18 protein-coding genes are annotated in these 15803 nt (G+C 67.5%); 15 read left to right on the top strand and 3 right to left on the bottom strand.

Annotated features, from left to right (window positions below):
- The first annotated feature begins 76 nt into the window (after positions 1 to 76).
- Positions 77 to 1387 (top strand): hypothetical protein, encoded by a 1311-nt coding sequence (locus tag NFW30_RS08145; RefSeq protein WP_295355045.1) that lies wholly within the window; start codon positions 77 to 79, stop codon positions 1385 to 1387.
- Between the two features lie 50 nt (positions 1388 to 1437).
- The gene (locus NFW30_RS08140; protein WP_295355042.1) at positions 1438 to 1827 is read left to right on the top strand and encodes a MarR family winged helix-turn-helix transcriptional regulator; all 390 of its coding nucleotides are present in this window, start codon (positions 1438 to 1440) and stop codon (positions 1825 to 1827) included.
- On the opposite strand, the gene NFW30_RS08135 is transcribed toward NFW30_RS08140, so the two are convergent.
- Both NFW30_RS08135 and NFW30_RS08130 read right to left on the bottom strand, forming a co-directional pair.
- Positions 1819 to 2325, bottom strand: a complete 507-nt coding sequence (locus NFW30_RS08135; protein ID WP_295355040.1) for an AAA family ATPase — start codon at positions 2323 to 2325, stop codon at positions 1819 to 1821. The two genes, NFW30_RS08140 and NFW30_RS08135, sit on opposite strands and share 9 nt — an antisense overlap.
- The gene (locus NFW30_RS08130; RefSeq protein WP_295355037.1) at positions 2318 to 2476 is read right to left on the bottom strand and encodes a hypothetical protein; all 159 of its coding nucleotides are present in this window, start codon (positions 2474 to 2476) and stop codon (positions 2318 to 2320) included. The genes NFW30_RS08135 and NFW30_RS08130 overlap by 8 nt, the downstream gene beginning before the upstream one ends.
- Positions 2477 to 2969: 493 nt before the next feature.
- Here NFW30_RS08130 and NFW30_RS08125 point away from each other — a divergent pair, with 493 nt between their 5' ends.
- From NFW30_RS08125 to NFW30_RS08065, 13 genes are all read left to right on the top strand, one after another.
- The gene (locus tag NFW30_RS08125) at positions 2970 to 3872 is read left to right on the top strand and encodes a 4Fe-4S dicluster domain-containing protein (protein WP_295355034.1); all 903 of its coding nucleotides are present in this window, start codon (positions 2970 to 2972) and stop codon (positions 3870 to 3872) included.
- Positions 3872 to 4834 carry a NapH/MauN family ferredoxin-type protein gene (locus NFW30_RS08120; RefSeq protein ID WP_295355031.1) on the top strand — a complete coding sequence of 321 codons (963 nt, stop codon included), beginning with the start codon at positions 3872 to 3874 and terminating at the stop codon, positions 4832 to 4834. The genes NFW30_RS08125 and NFW30_RS08120 overlap by 1 nt, the downstream gene beginning before the upstream one ends.
- Positions 4835 to 4846: 12 nt before the next feature.
- Positions 4847 to 5719 (top strand): ABC transporter ATP-binding protein, encoded by an 873-nt coding sequence (locus NFW30_RS08115; protein ID WP_295355030.1) that lies wholly within the window; start codon positions 4847 to 4849, stop codon positions 5717 to 5719.
- Complete coding sequence (locus tag NFW30_RS08110; RefSeq protein WP_295355028.1) at positions 5716 to 6189, top strand: nitrous oxide reductase accessory protein NosL; 474 nt, start codon at positions 5716 to 5718, stop codon at positions 6187 to 6189. The genes NFW30_RS08115 and NFW30_RS08110 overlap by 4 nt, the downstream gene beginning before the upstream one ends.
- 10 nt (positions 6190 to 6199) lie before the next feature.
- Positions 6200 to 7027: an ABC transporter permease subunit gene (locus tag NFW30_RS08105; protein WP_295355026.1), complete on the top strand. Its 828-nt coding sequence runs from the start codon at positions 6200 to 6202 to the stop codon at positions 7025 to 7027.
- Entirely contained in the window at positions 7014 to 7556 is a 543-nt protein-coding gene (locus NFW30_RS08100; RefSeq protein WP_295355025.1) for a TlpA disulfide reductase family protein, read from the top strand. The genes NFW30_RS08105 and NFW30_RS08100 overlap by 14 nt, the downstream gene beginning before the upstream one ends.
- A 140-nt stretch (positions 7557 to 7696) precedes the next feature.
- Entirely contained in the window at positions 7697 to 8860 is a 1164-nt protein-coding gene (locus tag NFW30_RS08095; RefSeq protein ID WP_295355023.1) for a cytochrome D1 domain-containing protein, read from the top strand.
- 5 nt (positions 8861 to 8865) lie between these two features.
- Positions 8866 to 9849: an Lrp/AsnC family transcriptional regulator gene (locus NFW30_RS08090; RefSeq protein WP_295355020.1), complete on the top strand. Its 984-nt coding sequence runs from the start codon at positions 8866 to 8868 to the stop codon at positions 9847 to 9849.
- The gene (locus tag NFW30_RS08085) at positions 9842 to 10321 is read left to right on the top strand and encodes an Lrp/AsnC family transcriptional regulator (RefSeq protein ID WP_295355017.1); all 480 of its coding nucleotides are present in this window, start codon (positions 9842 to 9844) and stop codon (positions 10319 to 10321) included. The genes NFW30_RS08090 and NFW30_RS08085 overlap by 8 nt, the downstream gene beginning before the upstream one ends.
- A complete protein-coding gene (locus NFW30_RS08080; RefSeq protein ID WP_295355014.1) occupies positions 10318 to 10803 on the top strand; it encodes an AsnC family transcriptional regulator in 486 nt (161 codons plus the stop codon). The genes NFW30_RS08085 and NFW30_RS08080 overlap by 4 nt, the downstream gene beginning before the upstream one ends.
- Positions 10804 to 10853: 50 nt before the next feature.
- Positions 10854 to 11303 carry a PilZ domain-containing protein gene (locus NFW30_RS08075; RefSeq protein WP_295355012.1) on the top strand — a complete coding sequence of 150 codons (450 nt, stop codon included), beginning with the start codon at positions 10854 to 10856 and terminating at the stop codon, positions 11301 to 11303.
- A 24-nt stretch (positions 11304 to 11327) separates the two neighbouring features.
- Positions 11328 to 11810, top strand: coding sequence for an aminoacyl-tRNA deacylase (locus tag NFW30_RS08070; RefSeq protein WP_295355009.1), 483 nt, complete (start codon positions 11328 to 11330; stop codon positions 11808 to 11810).
- Between the two features lie 445 nt (positions 11811 to 12255).
- A complete protein-coding gene (locus tag NFW30_RS08065) occupies positions 12256 to 13068 on the top strand; it encodes a fibro-slime domain-containing protein (RefSeq protein ID WP_295355006.1) in 813 nt (270 codons plus the stop codon).
- Positions 13069 to 13300: 232 nt separating this feature from the next.
- Here NFW30_RS08065 and NFW30_RS08060 read toward each other — a convergent pair whose 3' ends face one another.
- A complete protein-coding gene (locus NFW30_RS08060) occupies positions 13301 to 15640 on the bottom strand; it encodes a mechanosensitive ion channel domain-containing protein (RefSeq protein ID WP_295355003.1) in 2340 nt (779 codons plus the stop codon).
- Positions 15641 to 15803: the final 163 nt, after the last annotated feature.

The raw sequence follows: 15803 nt of genomic DNA, 5'->3' as shown, positions 1-15803 counted from the left end.
AGAGTTCCTGATGCAGATCAGCCAGCTGCGGCAGTTCCACGAGAACGAGAAGGTCCTGGCCTGGTGGGAGGAGCACATGGGCGGCTCGCTGCGATGGCTGACACCTCGCAGACGTCGGACAATCCTCTCTCTCGGCGCACTCTGGGTGTTCTTCAGGAAGCCTCTGCAGCAGTTCAGGCTGGAGGAATACCCCGTTGCGGGCGATGGAATCGCTTTGGCGGCTGCGCTCGTCGCGCTGCTTGCGGTCGTCTGGCTTTGTCATCGCGCCGCCACCGCGTTCGCATCCCTGCCGCTGCTCGTGAGACGGCATCCACAGCTCACCCTGCATTCGTCCTATTGGGTTGGTCTGCTGATCCTGTGGGCCACCACCCCGACGAGTGGCCTGTGGCGCGAGGTACTCGCTGCCGTACTCCTGATGTTCCCCTTCCTGATCTGGCGTTTGGGCTACCTGCTGTTCGCCGGGCAGTACGGACGGATGACCGGCACGCGGTTCGCCGATCACTTTCTGACCATCTGGCCCATCTACGGCGGCTCCAACACGCCCTACGGGAAGGGTTTTACCTATCTCTCGCGGTGCGAGGCGATGAACGAGAAGGACCTCGCCCGTTCGCAGCTCGCCGGCATCAAACTCCTCGTTCTCGCCGTTCTTTGGACCATCACGCTCGCTGCTCTCGAGGGTCTGTTCTACGGGCCGGGAAATGCCCTGACGGCACGGCTCGGAGGTCACATCGTGGAGATTCCCCGTTTGTCGCAGCTGATCGAACAGGACTCGACGGGCGGCGCTGTCTGGATATCCTGGCTCAGCGTCTACCTCGAACTGATCTACCAGGTGCTGCGGCATGCGATCAGTGGCCTCAAGGTGATCGCCATCCTTCGGCTGTTCGGCTTCAACGTCTTCCGCAATACCTACAAGCCGCTGCTGGCGGAATCGGTGGTCGAGTTCTGGAATCGCTATTACTACTATTTCAAGGAAGTAATGGCCAATTTCTTCTTCCTGCCCACCTTCGCCCAACTGGGAAGCCGTTTACGCAACTGGCCCACTCTGCGTCTGTTGGCTGCCGTCTTCGCAGCGGCGTTCGTTGGCAACATGTACTATCACATCATCAAGATGAACGAGATGATGGTCCAGGGCCAGATCGTCGCCGTAGTTCATGGGCATCGCTCCCGGTTCTTCTACTGCTTCCTTCTGGCTCTGGGCATCTTTGTCTCGATGTGGCGCGAGCAGCGCCGAGGCGGGCGACCGGCAGCGGCCGGCAGACTGAGACGCGTGCTGAGGATTGCCGGCGTGTGGACGTTTTTCGGCCTGATTTACATCTGGAACGTGCAGAGCACGGCAGGATTCGGCGCCCGGGCGAACTTCTTCCTGGCTCTCTTTGGCCTTGCCTGATCTGCAGCCGCGGCAATCGAGGGATCCGTCGCGCTGCGGCGTCCGCGAACGTGTTTCCATGGCCGAAGACGGCCGATGCGCGGCGCACCATCGGCTTCGCGTCATTGCAGACCAGCACCAATCGATCGCAGACTGTGAACCCGGCGCGGAGGAGTGCCGCTGCTTGTCACAAAGATCCCTGGAATCGACAGAACGTCCAACGCATCGTCAACGATCTGGAGATGAAGGGCTTGGTTCGCCTCGCGTCCAATCCGCATCATTGGCGAGCCTCGCTGGTCATGCTGACTGATAAGGGGAGACAGGCCTTCGACGCGGCCATCCGCCTCGCGGCGCCTTGGATCAACAAGCTCGCGGTAGGACTTTCGGTTGACGCGATCGCAGGCTGCACACTGCAGCAGGTCCATCCCCGCGAGCGCGGGGGAAGCAGCAAATCAGGGTGACGTGGAACCGGTGTCTTGGAAGTGATACAGACGCCAGCGATCAAGGTGGTCGCGCACGTAACCCGCCACCCGGGTGCCTTTCGGCGCCCCGATGCCGGCCTCCTTGCCGGCCCGCGCGATCACCTCGCTATAGGGCTGCGACTGCTTCGCCCTGTCCCAAAAGTGAACTACCTCAAGGCTCGGAACGAGTTCGTCGCCATCGGTCGGTTCAAGGTCGATGGCGCACTGGTTGCGCTCGTTCCGGAAGACGATCCTGATCCCGATCTTCCGAGTCTGCATGGCGCCGAAATGCAGCACTCTGTCGGCACCGCCCGCCTTGATGATGTAATCCTGCAGTCGGGCAGCGCGAATGGCATTGAGGAACGAAAACACGCCGATGAAATTGGACTTGCCCGAGCCGTTCGGACCGACAACGACATTGATTGCCCCGAGCTTCAGGCTTTCGACCGAAGCGATGCTCTTGAAGCCTTTGACGGTAATGCTTTCGAGTTCAGGCATGGGTCGATTCCTGCTGGGCAACGCCGCTGGATCCGGCCATCCGGTTGACCGAGCGCTCGTTGGCGACAGACAAGATGCCGCCGGTCCCGCAGGCCGGGTCGTAGATGGAACTGTGCCTGACCGGGGCCGGGATGGCGAGCCGTTCGATCATCGGTCGGATGGCTTCGGCGCCAGGTCGGCCTTGCCGCTCCTGGGGAGGTTTCGCCAGCACCGCGGCGGTCGCGGCCTGACGCCAAGCCACCAGTATACGTTCGTCCGGGAATGTACCTTAAAGGTCGGCGGATGCCAAACGAACCGGGGCGCCCCGGGCGCCCCCGGTATTTCACCAGGCTGCTGCAGCGGCAAACATGTTGCGCCGCAGCACGATCGCCGGAATTTAATCCAGCTCAAAACATCGTTCTGCGCATGTGCCGACAATGTGCGACAGGTTGCCGCAGTGCTCCTCGGGAACGAAGGCGCCGGCGTGGAACCCGGTTCAACGAGATTCGGGACGAACGGATGGGGATGGTGTTGCAACTGCCGGGTTGTGGTCGCGCATTGCCGGCCGAGCTGCGGGCGGCGGCGTCGGCGCTGAACGGGCGGTCTTGCGGCCTGCGGCCGCGTGCCGGCGGGTCGCGCGGCATCGCGGGCAGGGAGCCTGCCGGATGAGCGGCAAGACCGGCGAAGAGCGCCCTGCGGCAATCCAGCAGCCGCCGGCCGACGCCGCCCTGCCGGCGGCCGCCGGCAGCCGGCGGCCAAAGGCGCCGGTGCGCCGGCAGTCGAGCCGGCGCCGCTTCCTGCGCTCGGCGTTCCTCGTCGGCGGCGTCCTTGGGCTGGCGATGCTCGGCTACGTGCCGGTCGCCGGCGCCCGGCGGACGCGCCTGCGGCCGCCCGGTGCGCTCGAGGAGAGCGATTTCCTCGCTTCGTGCATCAAGTGCGGCCAGTGCGTGCAGGTCTGCCCGGTGGCGGCGATCCGGCTCGACGACATCGACAGCGGCTTCGGTATCGGTGTGCCGTGGATCGACGCGCGCGCGCAGGCCTGCGATTTCTCCTGCGATGCGGTGCAGTGTGTCCTTGCCTGCCCGACCGGCTCGCTGACCTACCGCAAGCCGGCCTCGCTGGCGACCCGCCCGGGGATGCCGCTGGCGCGGGCGCCGCTGCTGAAGGCGAAGGAGAAGGACGCCGAGCCGACGCTCAATCTCCCGGAGCGCATGGGGATCGCCCGGCTGGCGCGCCCCGACTCATGCCTGGCGGTGCTCGGCAAGGGTTTTCGCGGCCAGGCGCGCGGCGCCGATTTCCGCGGCAGGCTGCGCTACGTCGAACGCGACCGCTGGCGCCCGGTCGCCGTGCGCGACCACCCCTACGAGCGCGATCCGTGCAACCTGTGCGTCAGCGAGTGCCCGATCGGCGACGCGATCACCATGCAGGTGAGGGTGGCTGCCGACGGCAGCCGGCAGTACCGGCCGCAGCCGCTCGAGCAGTGCGTCGGTTGCGGCGTCTGCGAGATGATCTGTCCGGTCGATCCGGCAGCGATCGTCATCGACGCGCGCCAGCCGTGGGCGAGCTGATGAGCGCCAGCGAACGCCTGCGCGTCATGTTCGGCGCCGCGCCGCAGAAGCCGCAGCGGATCACTCCGGCAGCGCAGCAGGTGCACCAGCTGAAGCGGATGACCAAGGCCGACTTCGCTGCGCTGAAGCAGCATGCGCACGATCACAAACTGGTCAACCACAGGTGGCGCAACCGCCGCTGGGCGGTGCTGGTCGTCGTCAACCTCCTGTTCACCTTCTCCTTCTGGCTCGACATCCAGATGCTCGAGGGGTCGCTGACCGCGTCGCGCTTCGTCGGCTTCCACCTGATCGACCTCAACTCGGCGCTGCAGGTGATGCTGGCGCACCGGCACGTCATCGTCAATCTGTTCATCGGTACGGCGACGGTCTTCGTCCTCTGGGTGGTGCTCGGCGGCCGCTCCTTCTGTTCCTGGGTCTGCCCGTACCACCTCGTCGCCGAATGGTTCGAGTGGCTGCACCTGAAGCTGGTGGCGAAGAAGCTGGTCAGCGACCACGAGTTCCATCGTGGCGCACGCAGCATCTTCTGGCTCGCCTTCACACTGCTCGCCCTGCTCAGCGGCTACACCGTCTTCGAGACCATCTCGCCGACCGGCATCCTGTCGCGGGCGCTGATCTACGGCCCCTCGCTGGCGCTCGCCTGGGTGCTGCTGCTGCTCGTCTTCGAGGTGCTCTACTCGCGCCGCGCCTGGTGTCGCTATGTCTGCCCGATCGGCCTGACCTATGGTATGGTCGGCGCCATTTCGCCGCTGCGCGTCGAGTACCGGCTCGAGCACTGCTTCCACGAAGGCGATTGCCGCAAGGTCTGCCTGGTGCCGCACGTCCTCGACGTCGTCATCAAGGGACGCGCCGCCGACCTCAGGACGCCGATCGGACCGGATTGCACCCGCTGCGGGCTGTGTGTCGATGTCTGCCCGAGCGGCGCGCTGGTCTTCGACGTCAAGGGCCTCAACAGGCTGCTCTGAACAGGATTGCGCATGATCCGTCTGACCAACGTCGGCAAGGATTTCCGGAAGCAGCGTGTGCTCGACGGGGTCAACCTCGAGATCGCCGCGGGCGAGCGGATCGCGCTGATCGGATCGAACGGCGCCGGCAAGACGACGCTGATCCGCTGCCTGCTCGGCGAATACACGCATCAGGGCGAGGTGACGATCGGTGGACTGGCACCGCGTGGCGAGCGGACGCAGGTGCTCGGCAAGGTCGGTTTCGTGCCGCAACTGCCGCCGCCGCTGAAGATGCCGGTCGGTCAGTTGCTCGCCTTCGCCGCCGCCGTCTGCGCCACCGACGCCGAGCGCATGCACGCGCTGGCGCGCCGTCTCGGCCTCGACGTCGGTGGCATCCTGGCGCGCCCGTTCAATCGCCTGTCCGGCGGCATGAAGCAGAAGCTGCTGATCGCCATCGCGCTGGGCCGCGATAGCGAGCTGCTGGTGATGGACGAGCCGGCGGCCAACCTCGACCCCGAGGCGCGCCACATCTTCTTCAGCCTGCTCGCCGAGCGCCTCGGCAGCACGACGATGATCATCTCCAGCCACCGCCTCGACGAAGTCGCGCCGCTGGTGAACCGGGTGATCGAGATGGACACCGGGCGCATCGTCCTCGACGACCGCGTCGCCGAAGAGTCGCGCCTGTCGACCCTGTTCGAGGTGCACCTGACGCTCGCGCGCGCCGACGCGGCGATCGCCCGCACCCTCGGCAGCTGGCAGTTTGCCGACCGGCGGGCGGGCGTCGAGTGGCACGGGACGGTGTCCGGAGCCGATCGCCTGCGCTTCTTCGGCATGGTTGCGCGCTATGTCGGCCTGCTGTCGCGCATCGAGATGCACGAAGTGGACGCGGCGGTGGCCCTGCAATGAAGCGACGCTGCTTCCTCGAGATCGTTCCGGCCGCCGTTGCTGGTCCTTGCTGCCGCGGGATGCTCGGCGGCGGCATGGCGGCGGCGCTCGGCGGCTGCATCGGCGAGCCGGCGAGCGGCCCGGTCGACATCAAATGGGACCGCGACCTCGACCCGCGCTGCGGCATGGTGATCAGCGACCGGCGCTTCGCGGTGCAGATCCGCGCGCCGGGTGGCAAGGTGGCGAAGTTCGACGACATCGGTTGCGCCATCTTCTGGCTCGCGCGGCAGCCGTTCGACGAGCAGACGCCGCAGCTCGAGTACTGGGTCGCCGACTACCGCAGCGGCGCCTGGATCGATGCCCGACGGGCGCACTACCTGGCGGGCAGGAAGAGTCCGATGGGCTACCACTTCGCCGCGCTCGCCGTCGCCGAGGACGGAACGATCGCCTACCCCGAGATGAAGGCGCGCATCGTCGCGCGCGGCAAGTGAGGCGCCGGCGATGAACGCGCTCCTCCTCACCGCGCGCCTGGACATCGTCGAGTCGTTGCGCGCCCGCTGGTTCCTGATCTACAGCCTGGTCTTCGGCGGCATCGTCGCGCTGCTCTTCGCCTTCGGCCTGACCGAGTCGCGCGTGCTGGGTTTCATCGGTCTGTCGCGGCTGCTGGTGACCTACATCCAGCTGACGATGGCGATCCTGCCGGTCTTCGTCCTCATCACCACCGTCCGCTCGGTGGCCGGCGACCGCGAGGCGGGCGTCTTCGAATACCTGCTGTCGCTGCCGGTGTCGCTGTCGGCCTGGTTCTGGGGCAGGATCCTCGGCCGTTACGTGATCATCTTCCTGCCGGTCTTCGTCGCCATGCTCGCCGCTGTGCTCTGGTCGCTGATCCGCTCGATCGAGGTGCCGTGGGCGATGTTCTTCTACTACACCGGCCTGCTGGCGGCGATGGCGTGCTGCTTCCTTGGCATCGGCATGCTGATATCGACGCTGGCGCGCGGCACCGACGTCGCCCAGGGGGCGGCCTTCATGGTCTGGCTGACGATGCTGCTGTTCCTCGACCTGATCCTCCTCGGCGTCATGATCCAGGGGCGGGTGACCCCCGAGGTGGCGGTCGGCATCGCCCTGCTCAACCCGCTGCAGGTCTTCCGCACCGCGGCGTTGGCGATGTTCGACCCGCAACTGATCGTCCTCGGTCCGTCGGCCTACGTCATCCTCGATCTCTTCGGCAGCAGCGGCTTCCGCGTCTATGCGCTGCTTTATCCGACCGCCGTCGGCACGCTCGCTGCCGTTGCCGGTTACCTGAGCTTCCGTCGCAGTGACCTGCCTTAGCCGACCGTCGCACCGACCGTGGCGGCGACTGCTGCGCCTGCTCGCGGCGGCCCTCTGCGTGCTGCCGCTGACGACCGCGAGCGCCGCCGAGCCGCCGTCGACGGCGCCGTTCTTCGCGCTGACGCTCGCCGATGCCGACAACCGGCCACTGCCGCTGGCTTCGTTGCGCGGCCGACCGCTGCTGGTCAATTTCTGGGCCCGCTGGTGCGCCCCCTGCCGCAAGGAGATTCCCGAGCTCGCCGAGCTGCAGAGGCGCTACGCCGACCGCGGGCTGCTCGTCGTCGGCATCGCCGTCGAGGAAGCCGACAAGCGCGCGGCGCTGGTTGATTTCGCGCGGGCGCATGAGCTCGACTATCGCTGGCTGATCGGTGGCACCGAGCGCAGCATCGAGCTGATGCGGGCACTCGGCAACACGAAGTCCGGACTGCCGTTCACCGTCTTCATCGGCCGTGACGGGCAACTGCAACAGGCGCGGCTGGGCGCCATGAGCGGAGCCGAGATGGACGCCGCCGTGCGTTCGCTGTTCTGAGCAGTGGACCGGGCGGCAATGCGGACCGGCACTGTTGATGCTCGTTGCCAGCCGGGGCCGGCTGTGGCGATAATTGGCCTCCGTGATTGCGCATCGGCGTTGCCGGAACCCGGTCCGGCAGCACCGCGTGAAGGATCAAGATGAAGAGAATGCTGTTCCTGCTGTCGTTCATGCTGCTCGCCGGCTGTGCCGCGCCGACCCTGCGCGGTACCGGCGACCTCGGTGTCGTCATCGAACGCGGCAGCGGCCACGTGACGCTCGTCGACACCACGCAGCGGCAGCCGTACGCCCGCATCGGCGGCCTCGGCGACCTGTCGCACGCGTCGGTGGTGTTCTCGCGCGACGGGCGCCATGCCTACGTCTTCGGCCGTGACGGCGGGCTGACCCAGATCGACCTGCTGCAGGCGAAGGTCGTCCGCCGCGTGCTGCAGTCGGGCAACGCAATCGGAGGCTCGATCTCGCAGGACGGACGCATCGTCGTCGCACAGAACTACACCCCGGGCGGCATCAAGGCCTTCGATGCCGGCACGCTCGAGCTGCTGTCCGAGGTCCCCGCCGAGTACGCGCCGGGAAGCTTCTCGAAGGTCGTCGGCCTCGTCGATCTCAGCGGCAACCGCTTCGCCTATGCGCTGTTCGAGGGCGGCGAGATCTGGGTCAGCGATCTCTCCGACCCGCGCAGGCCGCAGACGCAGCGCTTTTCCGCCGGCCTGCAACCGTACGACGGGCTGGTGACGCCCGACGGCCGCTTCTACCTCGCCGGACTGTTCGGCGAGGACGGCGTCGCGCTGCTCGACACCTGGCTGCCGGAGCAGGGCAGTCGCCGCATCCTGCAGGGCTACGGTCGCGGCCAGGAAAAGCTGCCGGTGTTCAAGATGCCGCACCTGCGCGGCTGGTCGATGGCGCAGGGGCGTGCCTACCTGCCGGCGATCGGCCGGCACGAGGTGCTGGTGGTCGATGGCGGCAACTGGCAGGAGGTCGGTCGCATCCCGGTCAAGGGGCAGCCGGTGTTCGTCATGGCACGCCCCGACGGGCGCCAGGTCTGGGTCAACTACGCCTTCCCCGACAACGGCTGGGTGGAGGTGATCGATACGCTGAGCGGCAAGGTGGTGCGGACCCTCGAGCCCGGGCGGGCGATCCTGCACATGGAGTTCACCCCGCGCGGCGAGCACGTGTGGCTCTCCGCGCGTGACGACAACAAGGTGGTGATCTACGACACCGCGCGCTTCGAGAAGATCGGCGAGTTCCCGGCACAGGCGCCGAGTGGCATCTTCTTCACCAGCCGTGCCGCGCGTACCGGATTCTGACGGCGATGATCGACACCTGCGCCCTCGACTTCCGCCTGCTCAACGATTTCCAGCGCGATTTCCCGCTCTGCCCGGCGCCCTTTGCCGAACTGGCGTCGCGTCTCGGCGTCGCCGAGGCCAAGGTGCTGCAGGGGCTCGAAGCGCTGCGCCGCGAGGGCAAGGTCGCCCGCGTCGGCGCGGTCTTCGCGCCGAAGCGGATCGGTGCCAGCACGCTGGCGGCACTGGCGGTGCCGCCGCAGCAGCTGTCGGCGGTGGCCGAGGCGGTCAACCGTTTTCCCGAGGTCAACCACAACTACGAGCGCGAGCACCGCTACAACCTCTGGTTCGTCGTCACCGCCGGCTCGGAGGGGCGGCTGCAGGCGGCGCTTGGCGCCATCGAGCAACTCGCCGGCCAGCCGCTGCTGCGCCTGCCGATGCTGCAGGAATACCACATCGACCTGGGCTTCGCGCTGGGCGGCAACAGCGGGGCTGCGGGCCGGAGCGTGCCGCCGCGGCAGCCTCTGGTGCCGCCGCAGGCGCTCGACGAGCGGGAGCGGCGCCTGGTCAGCGCCCTGCAGGAAGGCTTGCCGCTGTTCATCCGGCCGTTCTCGGTCCTTGCCAGCCGCATCGGCTGCGACGAGGGCGAAGTCCTCGAGCGCATCCGCCGCTGGTGCGCCGATGGGATCATCAAGCGCTTCGGCGTCATCGTCCGGCATCACGAACTCGGCTACACGGCGAACGCGATGCTGGTGCACGACGTCCCCGATGACGAGGTCGACGAGGTCGGCGAGCGGCTGGCGCGGGCGGAAGGCGTCAATCTCTGCTACCGGCGGCCGCGGGTCCTGCCGCAGTGGCCCTACAACCTGTTCTGCATGATCCACGGCCAGGCGCGGAGCGAGGTGACGGCGACCATCGCCAACTTGCGCCAGCGGCTCGGGCTGGGGAATTACGCGCACGAAATCCTCTTCTCGCTGACCCGCTTCAAGCAGAGCGGAGCCCGCTATGCCTGAGCCGGCGCTCATCGACGAGGTCGACCGCGCCCTCATCGACCACCTGCAGGGCGGCTTTCCGATCTGCGAGGAACCCTACGCCGCGGTCGCCGGCTGGCTGGGAATCGGCGAGGCGGAGTTGCTCGAGCGCCTCGAACGCCTGCTCGCGACGCGCGTCCTGACCCGCTTCGGGCCGATGTTCCAGGTCGAGCAGATGGGTGGCGCCTTCGTCCTGGCGGCAATGGCGGTGCCCGCTGCCGACTGGCAACGGGTACGGGCATTGGTCGATTCGCTGCCCGAGGTCGCCCACAACTATCGCCGCGAGAGCGAGCGCCAGTCGCCCTTCAACATGTGGTTCGTCCTCGCCACCGAGAGCGAAGAAGGAATCGCCGCCGCGCTGCGGCGGATCGAGGAGGGCAGCGGCCTGCCGGTCTTCGCTTTCCCGAAGCGGCGCGAGTACTTCGTCGAGATGAAACTCGCGGTGCGGCAATGAGCCGGCGACTCGACGACATCGACCGCCGCCTCGTGCTGGCGACGCAGGACGGCCTGCCGCTCGTGCCGCGCCCGTATCACCAGCTTGCGGCGCAGATCGGCATCGCGCCGTCCGAAGTGATGGAACGGCTGCTGCGCATGCTTGCGCGCGGCGTCATCCGGCGCATCGGCGCCGTCCCCAACCACTACGCGATCGGCTACACTGCCAACGGCATGAGTGTCTGGGACGTTCCGGACGAGGCGATCGACGAACTCGGCGCGCGCGTCGGCGAACTCGACTTCGTCACCCACTGCTACCACCGTCCGCGCCGGCTGCCGGAGTGGCCGTACAACCTCTTCGCCATGGTGCATGGCGGTTCGCGCGACGAGGTGCTGCGCAAGGTGGGCGAGATCGCCCGCCTGCTCGGCCCGGCGTGTCGCGCGCACGACGTGCTGTTCTCGACCGAGATCCTGAAGAAGACCGGCCTGCGCATCGGCGGCTGAGGCGGCGGGCGTCGCCAGCGGCCGCCGGCAGTTGGCAGAAGGAGTGGAAGATGGCTTCGATGCAGGCGCACAGGCGCAGCTTCATCCGCCATCCGGCGGACGTTCCGCTCGATATCGCCGTAGACGGCGCGCACCGCCGTTCGGCGCCGCGGCTGAAGGACATCAGCGAGGGCGGCCTGGCGTGCCTCAGCCGCAGGCCGTTGAGCGTCGGTTCGCCGGTGGTGCTCTCGATCCCGCTCGTGCAGCCGCCGTTTCGCGCTGCCGGGGTGGTCGTCTGGTGCCAGCGGCAGGGTGGCGCCTACGAGGTCGGCATCCGTTTCGCCGACGCCGACGACCTCTTCGCCGCGCGCATGGTCGAGCAGGTGTGCCAGATCGAGCACTATCGGCAGCAGGTGCGGCGCGAAGAGGGGCGGCTGCTCGACGCCGAGGCTGCGGCACGCGAATGGATCGAGCGTCATGCCGCTAGTTTTCCCGCGTTCGGCAGCGGCCGTCCGCACTGACCGGCCATTGGGTGAGCGGGACGGATGGCCAATCAGCGACTGCCGGTGACGCCGGCGATCCGACTGCTGCGCGCCGCCGGCGTCGCCTTTTCGGATCATCCCTACGCTTACGAGGAGCACGGCGGAACGGCGGTCAGCAGCCGCGAACTCGGCGTCGACGAGCACGCCGTGATCAAGACGCTGATCATGGAGGACGAGCGCCGGCAGCCGCTGATCGTCCTCATGCACGGTGACCGCGAGGTGTCGACGCAGAAGCTCGCCCGCCATCTGGCGGTGAAGTCGATCGTTCCCTGCCGGCCCGAGGTTGCCCACCGCCACTCGGGCTATCTCGTCGGCGGCACCAGCCCCTTCGCCACGCGCCGGCCGATGCCCGTGTACCTCGAGCGCAGCGTTCTCGACCTCGAGCGCATCTACATCAACGCCGGCAGGCGGGGTTACCTGGTCCGCATCGCCCCGTCGGTCCTCGTCGAACTGCTGCAGCCCGAAGTGGTCGACGTCGCGGTCTGAAAGCCGTTGGCCCGCTGCCGGTGGGCGGTAGGGCCTTCGCTCAGTTGGCCGGAGTCGCCTGGCTTTTCCCGCGGCGTGATGCCGACGGCGAGCGGCTGCGATGTATCGAGATGCAGGTCAGTCCGGACGAGCGCAAATGTGATCCCCTGCCTGCTGCGCCTCCGTCTGCGCGGCCAAAGCGCCGGCGGCGCAGTCGTCGCGGGATGTCGCAAAACTTTACATCGGGCGTAGCAGGTTCTGGCTGACGCGTCGGGAGGCGGTACTCGGTTGCCTCAAGTATCTGTATTTCAAACATGAATCTGCCGGTCTTCGTCGATGGCAAGAATCTTGCTTGTTCCCATCGAGAAGCCCGGCACTGGTGCTTCTGGCCGATGAGCAGTCATTCAGCGGTCGCCGAAGGAATGTTTTCTTTCCCCCGTTTTTTCCCTTGTCCTGGAGAACGAGCATGACACTGAAGAACAATCGCCTCAAACGGACGGCTCTGACGACTTTCGCCCTGATCGGCCTGGGTGTGACGTCGGCGAGCTTCGCCGCCTCCGTGACTCTCAGCGGAACCATCCGCGATTTCTGTGCGCCGTCGATCGCCGGATCCTGCACCCAGCTTTCGGACTTCGAGGGTGCGATTCCCGGTGTGGTGACCGGCATGGTCGCGCCGACCCTGACGGCCGGATTGCCGACCCCTGGTCCCAGCATCGGCGCCGGCGCGTCGTCGTCGGCGAATTTCGCCAAATGGTTCGTCGATTCACCCGGCTTCAACCTGTCGACCCCGACGTCGCTGACGCTCACGGAGGGGCCTCCCGGTACCTACAAGTACAGCAACAGCTCATTCTTCCCGATCGACGGGCTGCTGTATGGCAACCAGGGTCGGACGCACAATTATCACTTCACCATGCACCTCGAAGGGCAGGTTGCCTTCAGTGATCCTACACCGGGTGCCGATCGCAGCTTCAGCTTCACCGGTGATGACGATCTCTGGATCTTCGTGGACGGCAAGTTGATGATGGACCTCGGAGGCGTCCATGGCGCGGCCAGCAGCAGTTTCACCGAGGAAGACCTGAAAGCCAAGGGCCTCGTCGCCGGAACGCTCTACGACCTCGACATTTTCTTCGCCGAGCGCCACACCAGCGAGTCCAACTTTGCCATCACGACGACTCTCGAAGTTGCCGCACCGCCATCGGAAGTGCCGGAGCCGGCAACATCGCTCCTCTCGCTGGCCGCCCTCGGTGCCTTGGCGGCGCGTCGTCGCCAAAGGGGCTAGACGGTCAGTGCTACAGCCCGAAGTGGTCGAGGTCGCGGTATGAAAGCCGTCGGCTCCTGCCGGCGGGCTGTTGGCGCGGCCTTCGCTCGGAGGATGTGCATCGATCTGCTGCGCGACCGATCTGCCGGGTTGCCCAGTCGTTCACTCCTCGCCTTTGCCTCTGACATGTGTCGTCGTTTGCTCGCCCGCGCCGGGCATCCTGGCCTGCTCGCGACGATTCCTTGACAGCTTCTCAGTCGCCGCAGGAGTCGCCTGGCACTTCCCGCGGCGGCGTGATGCGAACGGCGATCGGCCGCGAGGTGTCGAGGTGCAGGTCGCGCTGCGGGAACGGGATGGCGATGCCGGCGGTTCCGAGCCTCTTCTCGATCGCGTAACGCAGGTCGCTGTCCACCCGGCGTCCCGGCGGGCGCTGCGGCCCGAGTTCGACCCAGAAGACCAGGACGAGCAGCAGCGCGCTGTCGGCGAAGTCCTCGAAGAAGACCTCCGGTGGTGGATCCCTGAGCACCTCGCCATGGTCCGCGGCGCAGCCGGCGATGATCTCGGCGGCACGGTGGATCGGCGAGCCGTAGGCGATGCCGATGCGGATTTCGCGCCGGATGCGCGGATTGGAGTAGGTCCAGTTGACCACCTGGTTCTCGAGAAAACTCGAATTAGGAATCAGTGCCTCGACACCGTCGAAGCCGCGCACCGTCGACGCGCGCAGGTCGACGGCGACGACGTGGCCGGTCGTTCCGCCGAGCTGGATGATGTCGCCGACGCGGATCTTGCGCTCGAAGAGGACGATGATGCCGCTGATGACGTTCTTGATGATCGTCTGCGTGCCGAAGCCGACGCCGATCGCCAGCGCGCCGCCGAGAAAGGCGAAGACGGTCAGGGGGATGCGCGCGACGTTGAGGATGAAGACCACCAGCAGCACGCCGAGCGCGATCATCGCCCAGCGGCGAATGACGCTGGCGAGTTGCTGATCGACGCCGAAGCGCTGCACCATCAGCCGTTGCAGGCGCCGCGACAGCGCCGCGAACAGCCAGTAGCCGAGCAGGAAGAGGAGCAGCGCGCCGATACTCTTGCCGACGGTGACGCCGTAGCTGACGGTGACGCTCTTGCCATCGATGATCGTCGACTCGTCGACGGCGAACATCTCGAAGTTCCAGATCCCCTTCAGCGTCTCGCTGACCTGTGCGGCGGCCAGTTTCCAGTCCCCGTGCTGCGCCGCGTCGCCGCGGAAGCCGAAATCCGCCAGCCAGCGTTCGAGCTGCCGCAGCAGCGTGGTGCCCATCCGTTCGACGCGCTCGAAAGCCACGCTGCGCTCGCGCAGGGCGGCCAGCAGTTCTGCCTGTTGCGCCGCCGTCGCCGGGCCGGCAGTCCCCGCGTCGATGCGGGCCTCCTGCTCGCGGAGGTCGGCGCGCGCCTCCTGCGCCAGCTGCTGCACGAGCTGGCGGCGGTTCTCGAGTTCATCGCGGTTGCGGCTCAGCCAGGCGACGACGGTCTGCCGGGTCGCCGCGTCCTGCGCCTGAAAGCCGACGTAGCGCTGCGCCCAGGCGTCGATGCTCGCCTGCGCCAGCGTCTGGGCCCAATTCAGCGCCAGCAGGCGGATGCGGTCGCTCTCCAGTCGCGCGTCGAGCAACTGCAGGCGTTGCGCCGATTGCGCGCTGCCGCGGCCGGCGTCGGTGCCGGCGACCAGGCGTTCGCGCTCGGCGGTTCGGCGGCTGTTCTCGGCCAGCAGCCTTTCGGCTTCCGAGTTGAGCTGTTTCAGCTCCCTGCGCAACAGCGCCTGCTGCTGCTCGAGATCGTCCCTGGTCAGTTCCTGCGCCGGCAGCACCCGCGCCAGAAGCCGCTCAATCTCGCTGTCGCGTGCCTGCAGCGTCTTCCTTTCGCTGGCGATCTTTTCCTTCGCCAGACCGATGCTGAGGAGCTGGGTTTCCGCCAGCTTGCGGCGCAGCAGGTTCGTGTCCCGGTTGTCGCGCTCGCGGTCCTTCTCCTCGTTGCCGCGCGCGCGGCTCAGCCGGTCCTCGGCCAGGCGAACCGCTTCAGCCGCCTTGCGCTGCTCATCGAGCTGCCCCGTCTGCAGCGTGTCGAGGGCGCGGTCGGCGGCCGCCAGTCGCTGCATCAGGTGGCGCACGGCGTGCTGCGCGTCGCGCAACGCATCGACGCGCACCGCCGGGTACGGTCCCGGGCCGCCGAAGGCGGCGAGCAGTTCCTGCTGCTGCAGGTCGGGCGGTCGCGGCCGGGCGAGGTTGTCGATGTCGTCGAGCAGCTTGATCTGCTCGCCGTACGCGGCGACGAGGCGGTCGAGCAAGCGACGCCGCTCGCTGACCAGCGGATCCTCGGTCGGCCGCGGCACCCCTTCCTCCAGGCGGAACGCCTCCTGCTGCCGGCGCGCTTCGGCCAGGTTGCGCGCCGCCTTCTCGCGCGGCTTCTCCGCCGGCTCGGCGCTCGCCGCCGGCGGCTCGCTCTTCGCCTTCGGCCAGGGGAACTGCGCCTCTGCCGGCACGGCGAGCAGCGACAGGAGGAGGGCGAGCAGCGGCTGCCAGGCGAACCACTGGCGCCAGCAGGCAGCAGCTGCGTCAGGCACGAAGCGGCGGCAAGGGAGGCAGAAGCCGGGGGTGCGGGTCAGGGGGGCGCGGCAACCGTCTGCGGGTGTCTTCATCATGTTGCGGTCGATGGTAGCGCAAAGCGGTCGTTCCGTGCTGGCCCGCTGCGCTGGCCGGGAAGTTCGGCGCCCGGCGAGAGGGGCC

Source organism: Accumulibacter sp. (assembly GCF_023806635.1).
Lineage (GTDB): Bacteria > Pseudomonadota > Gammaproteobacteria > Burkholderiales > Rhodocyclaceae > Accumulibacter.
The sequence above is the reverse complement of the archived record's forward strand: the minus strand, read 5'-3'. Positions and strand labels throughout refer to the sequence as shown.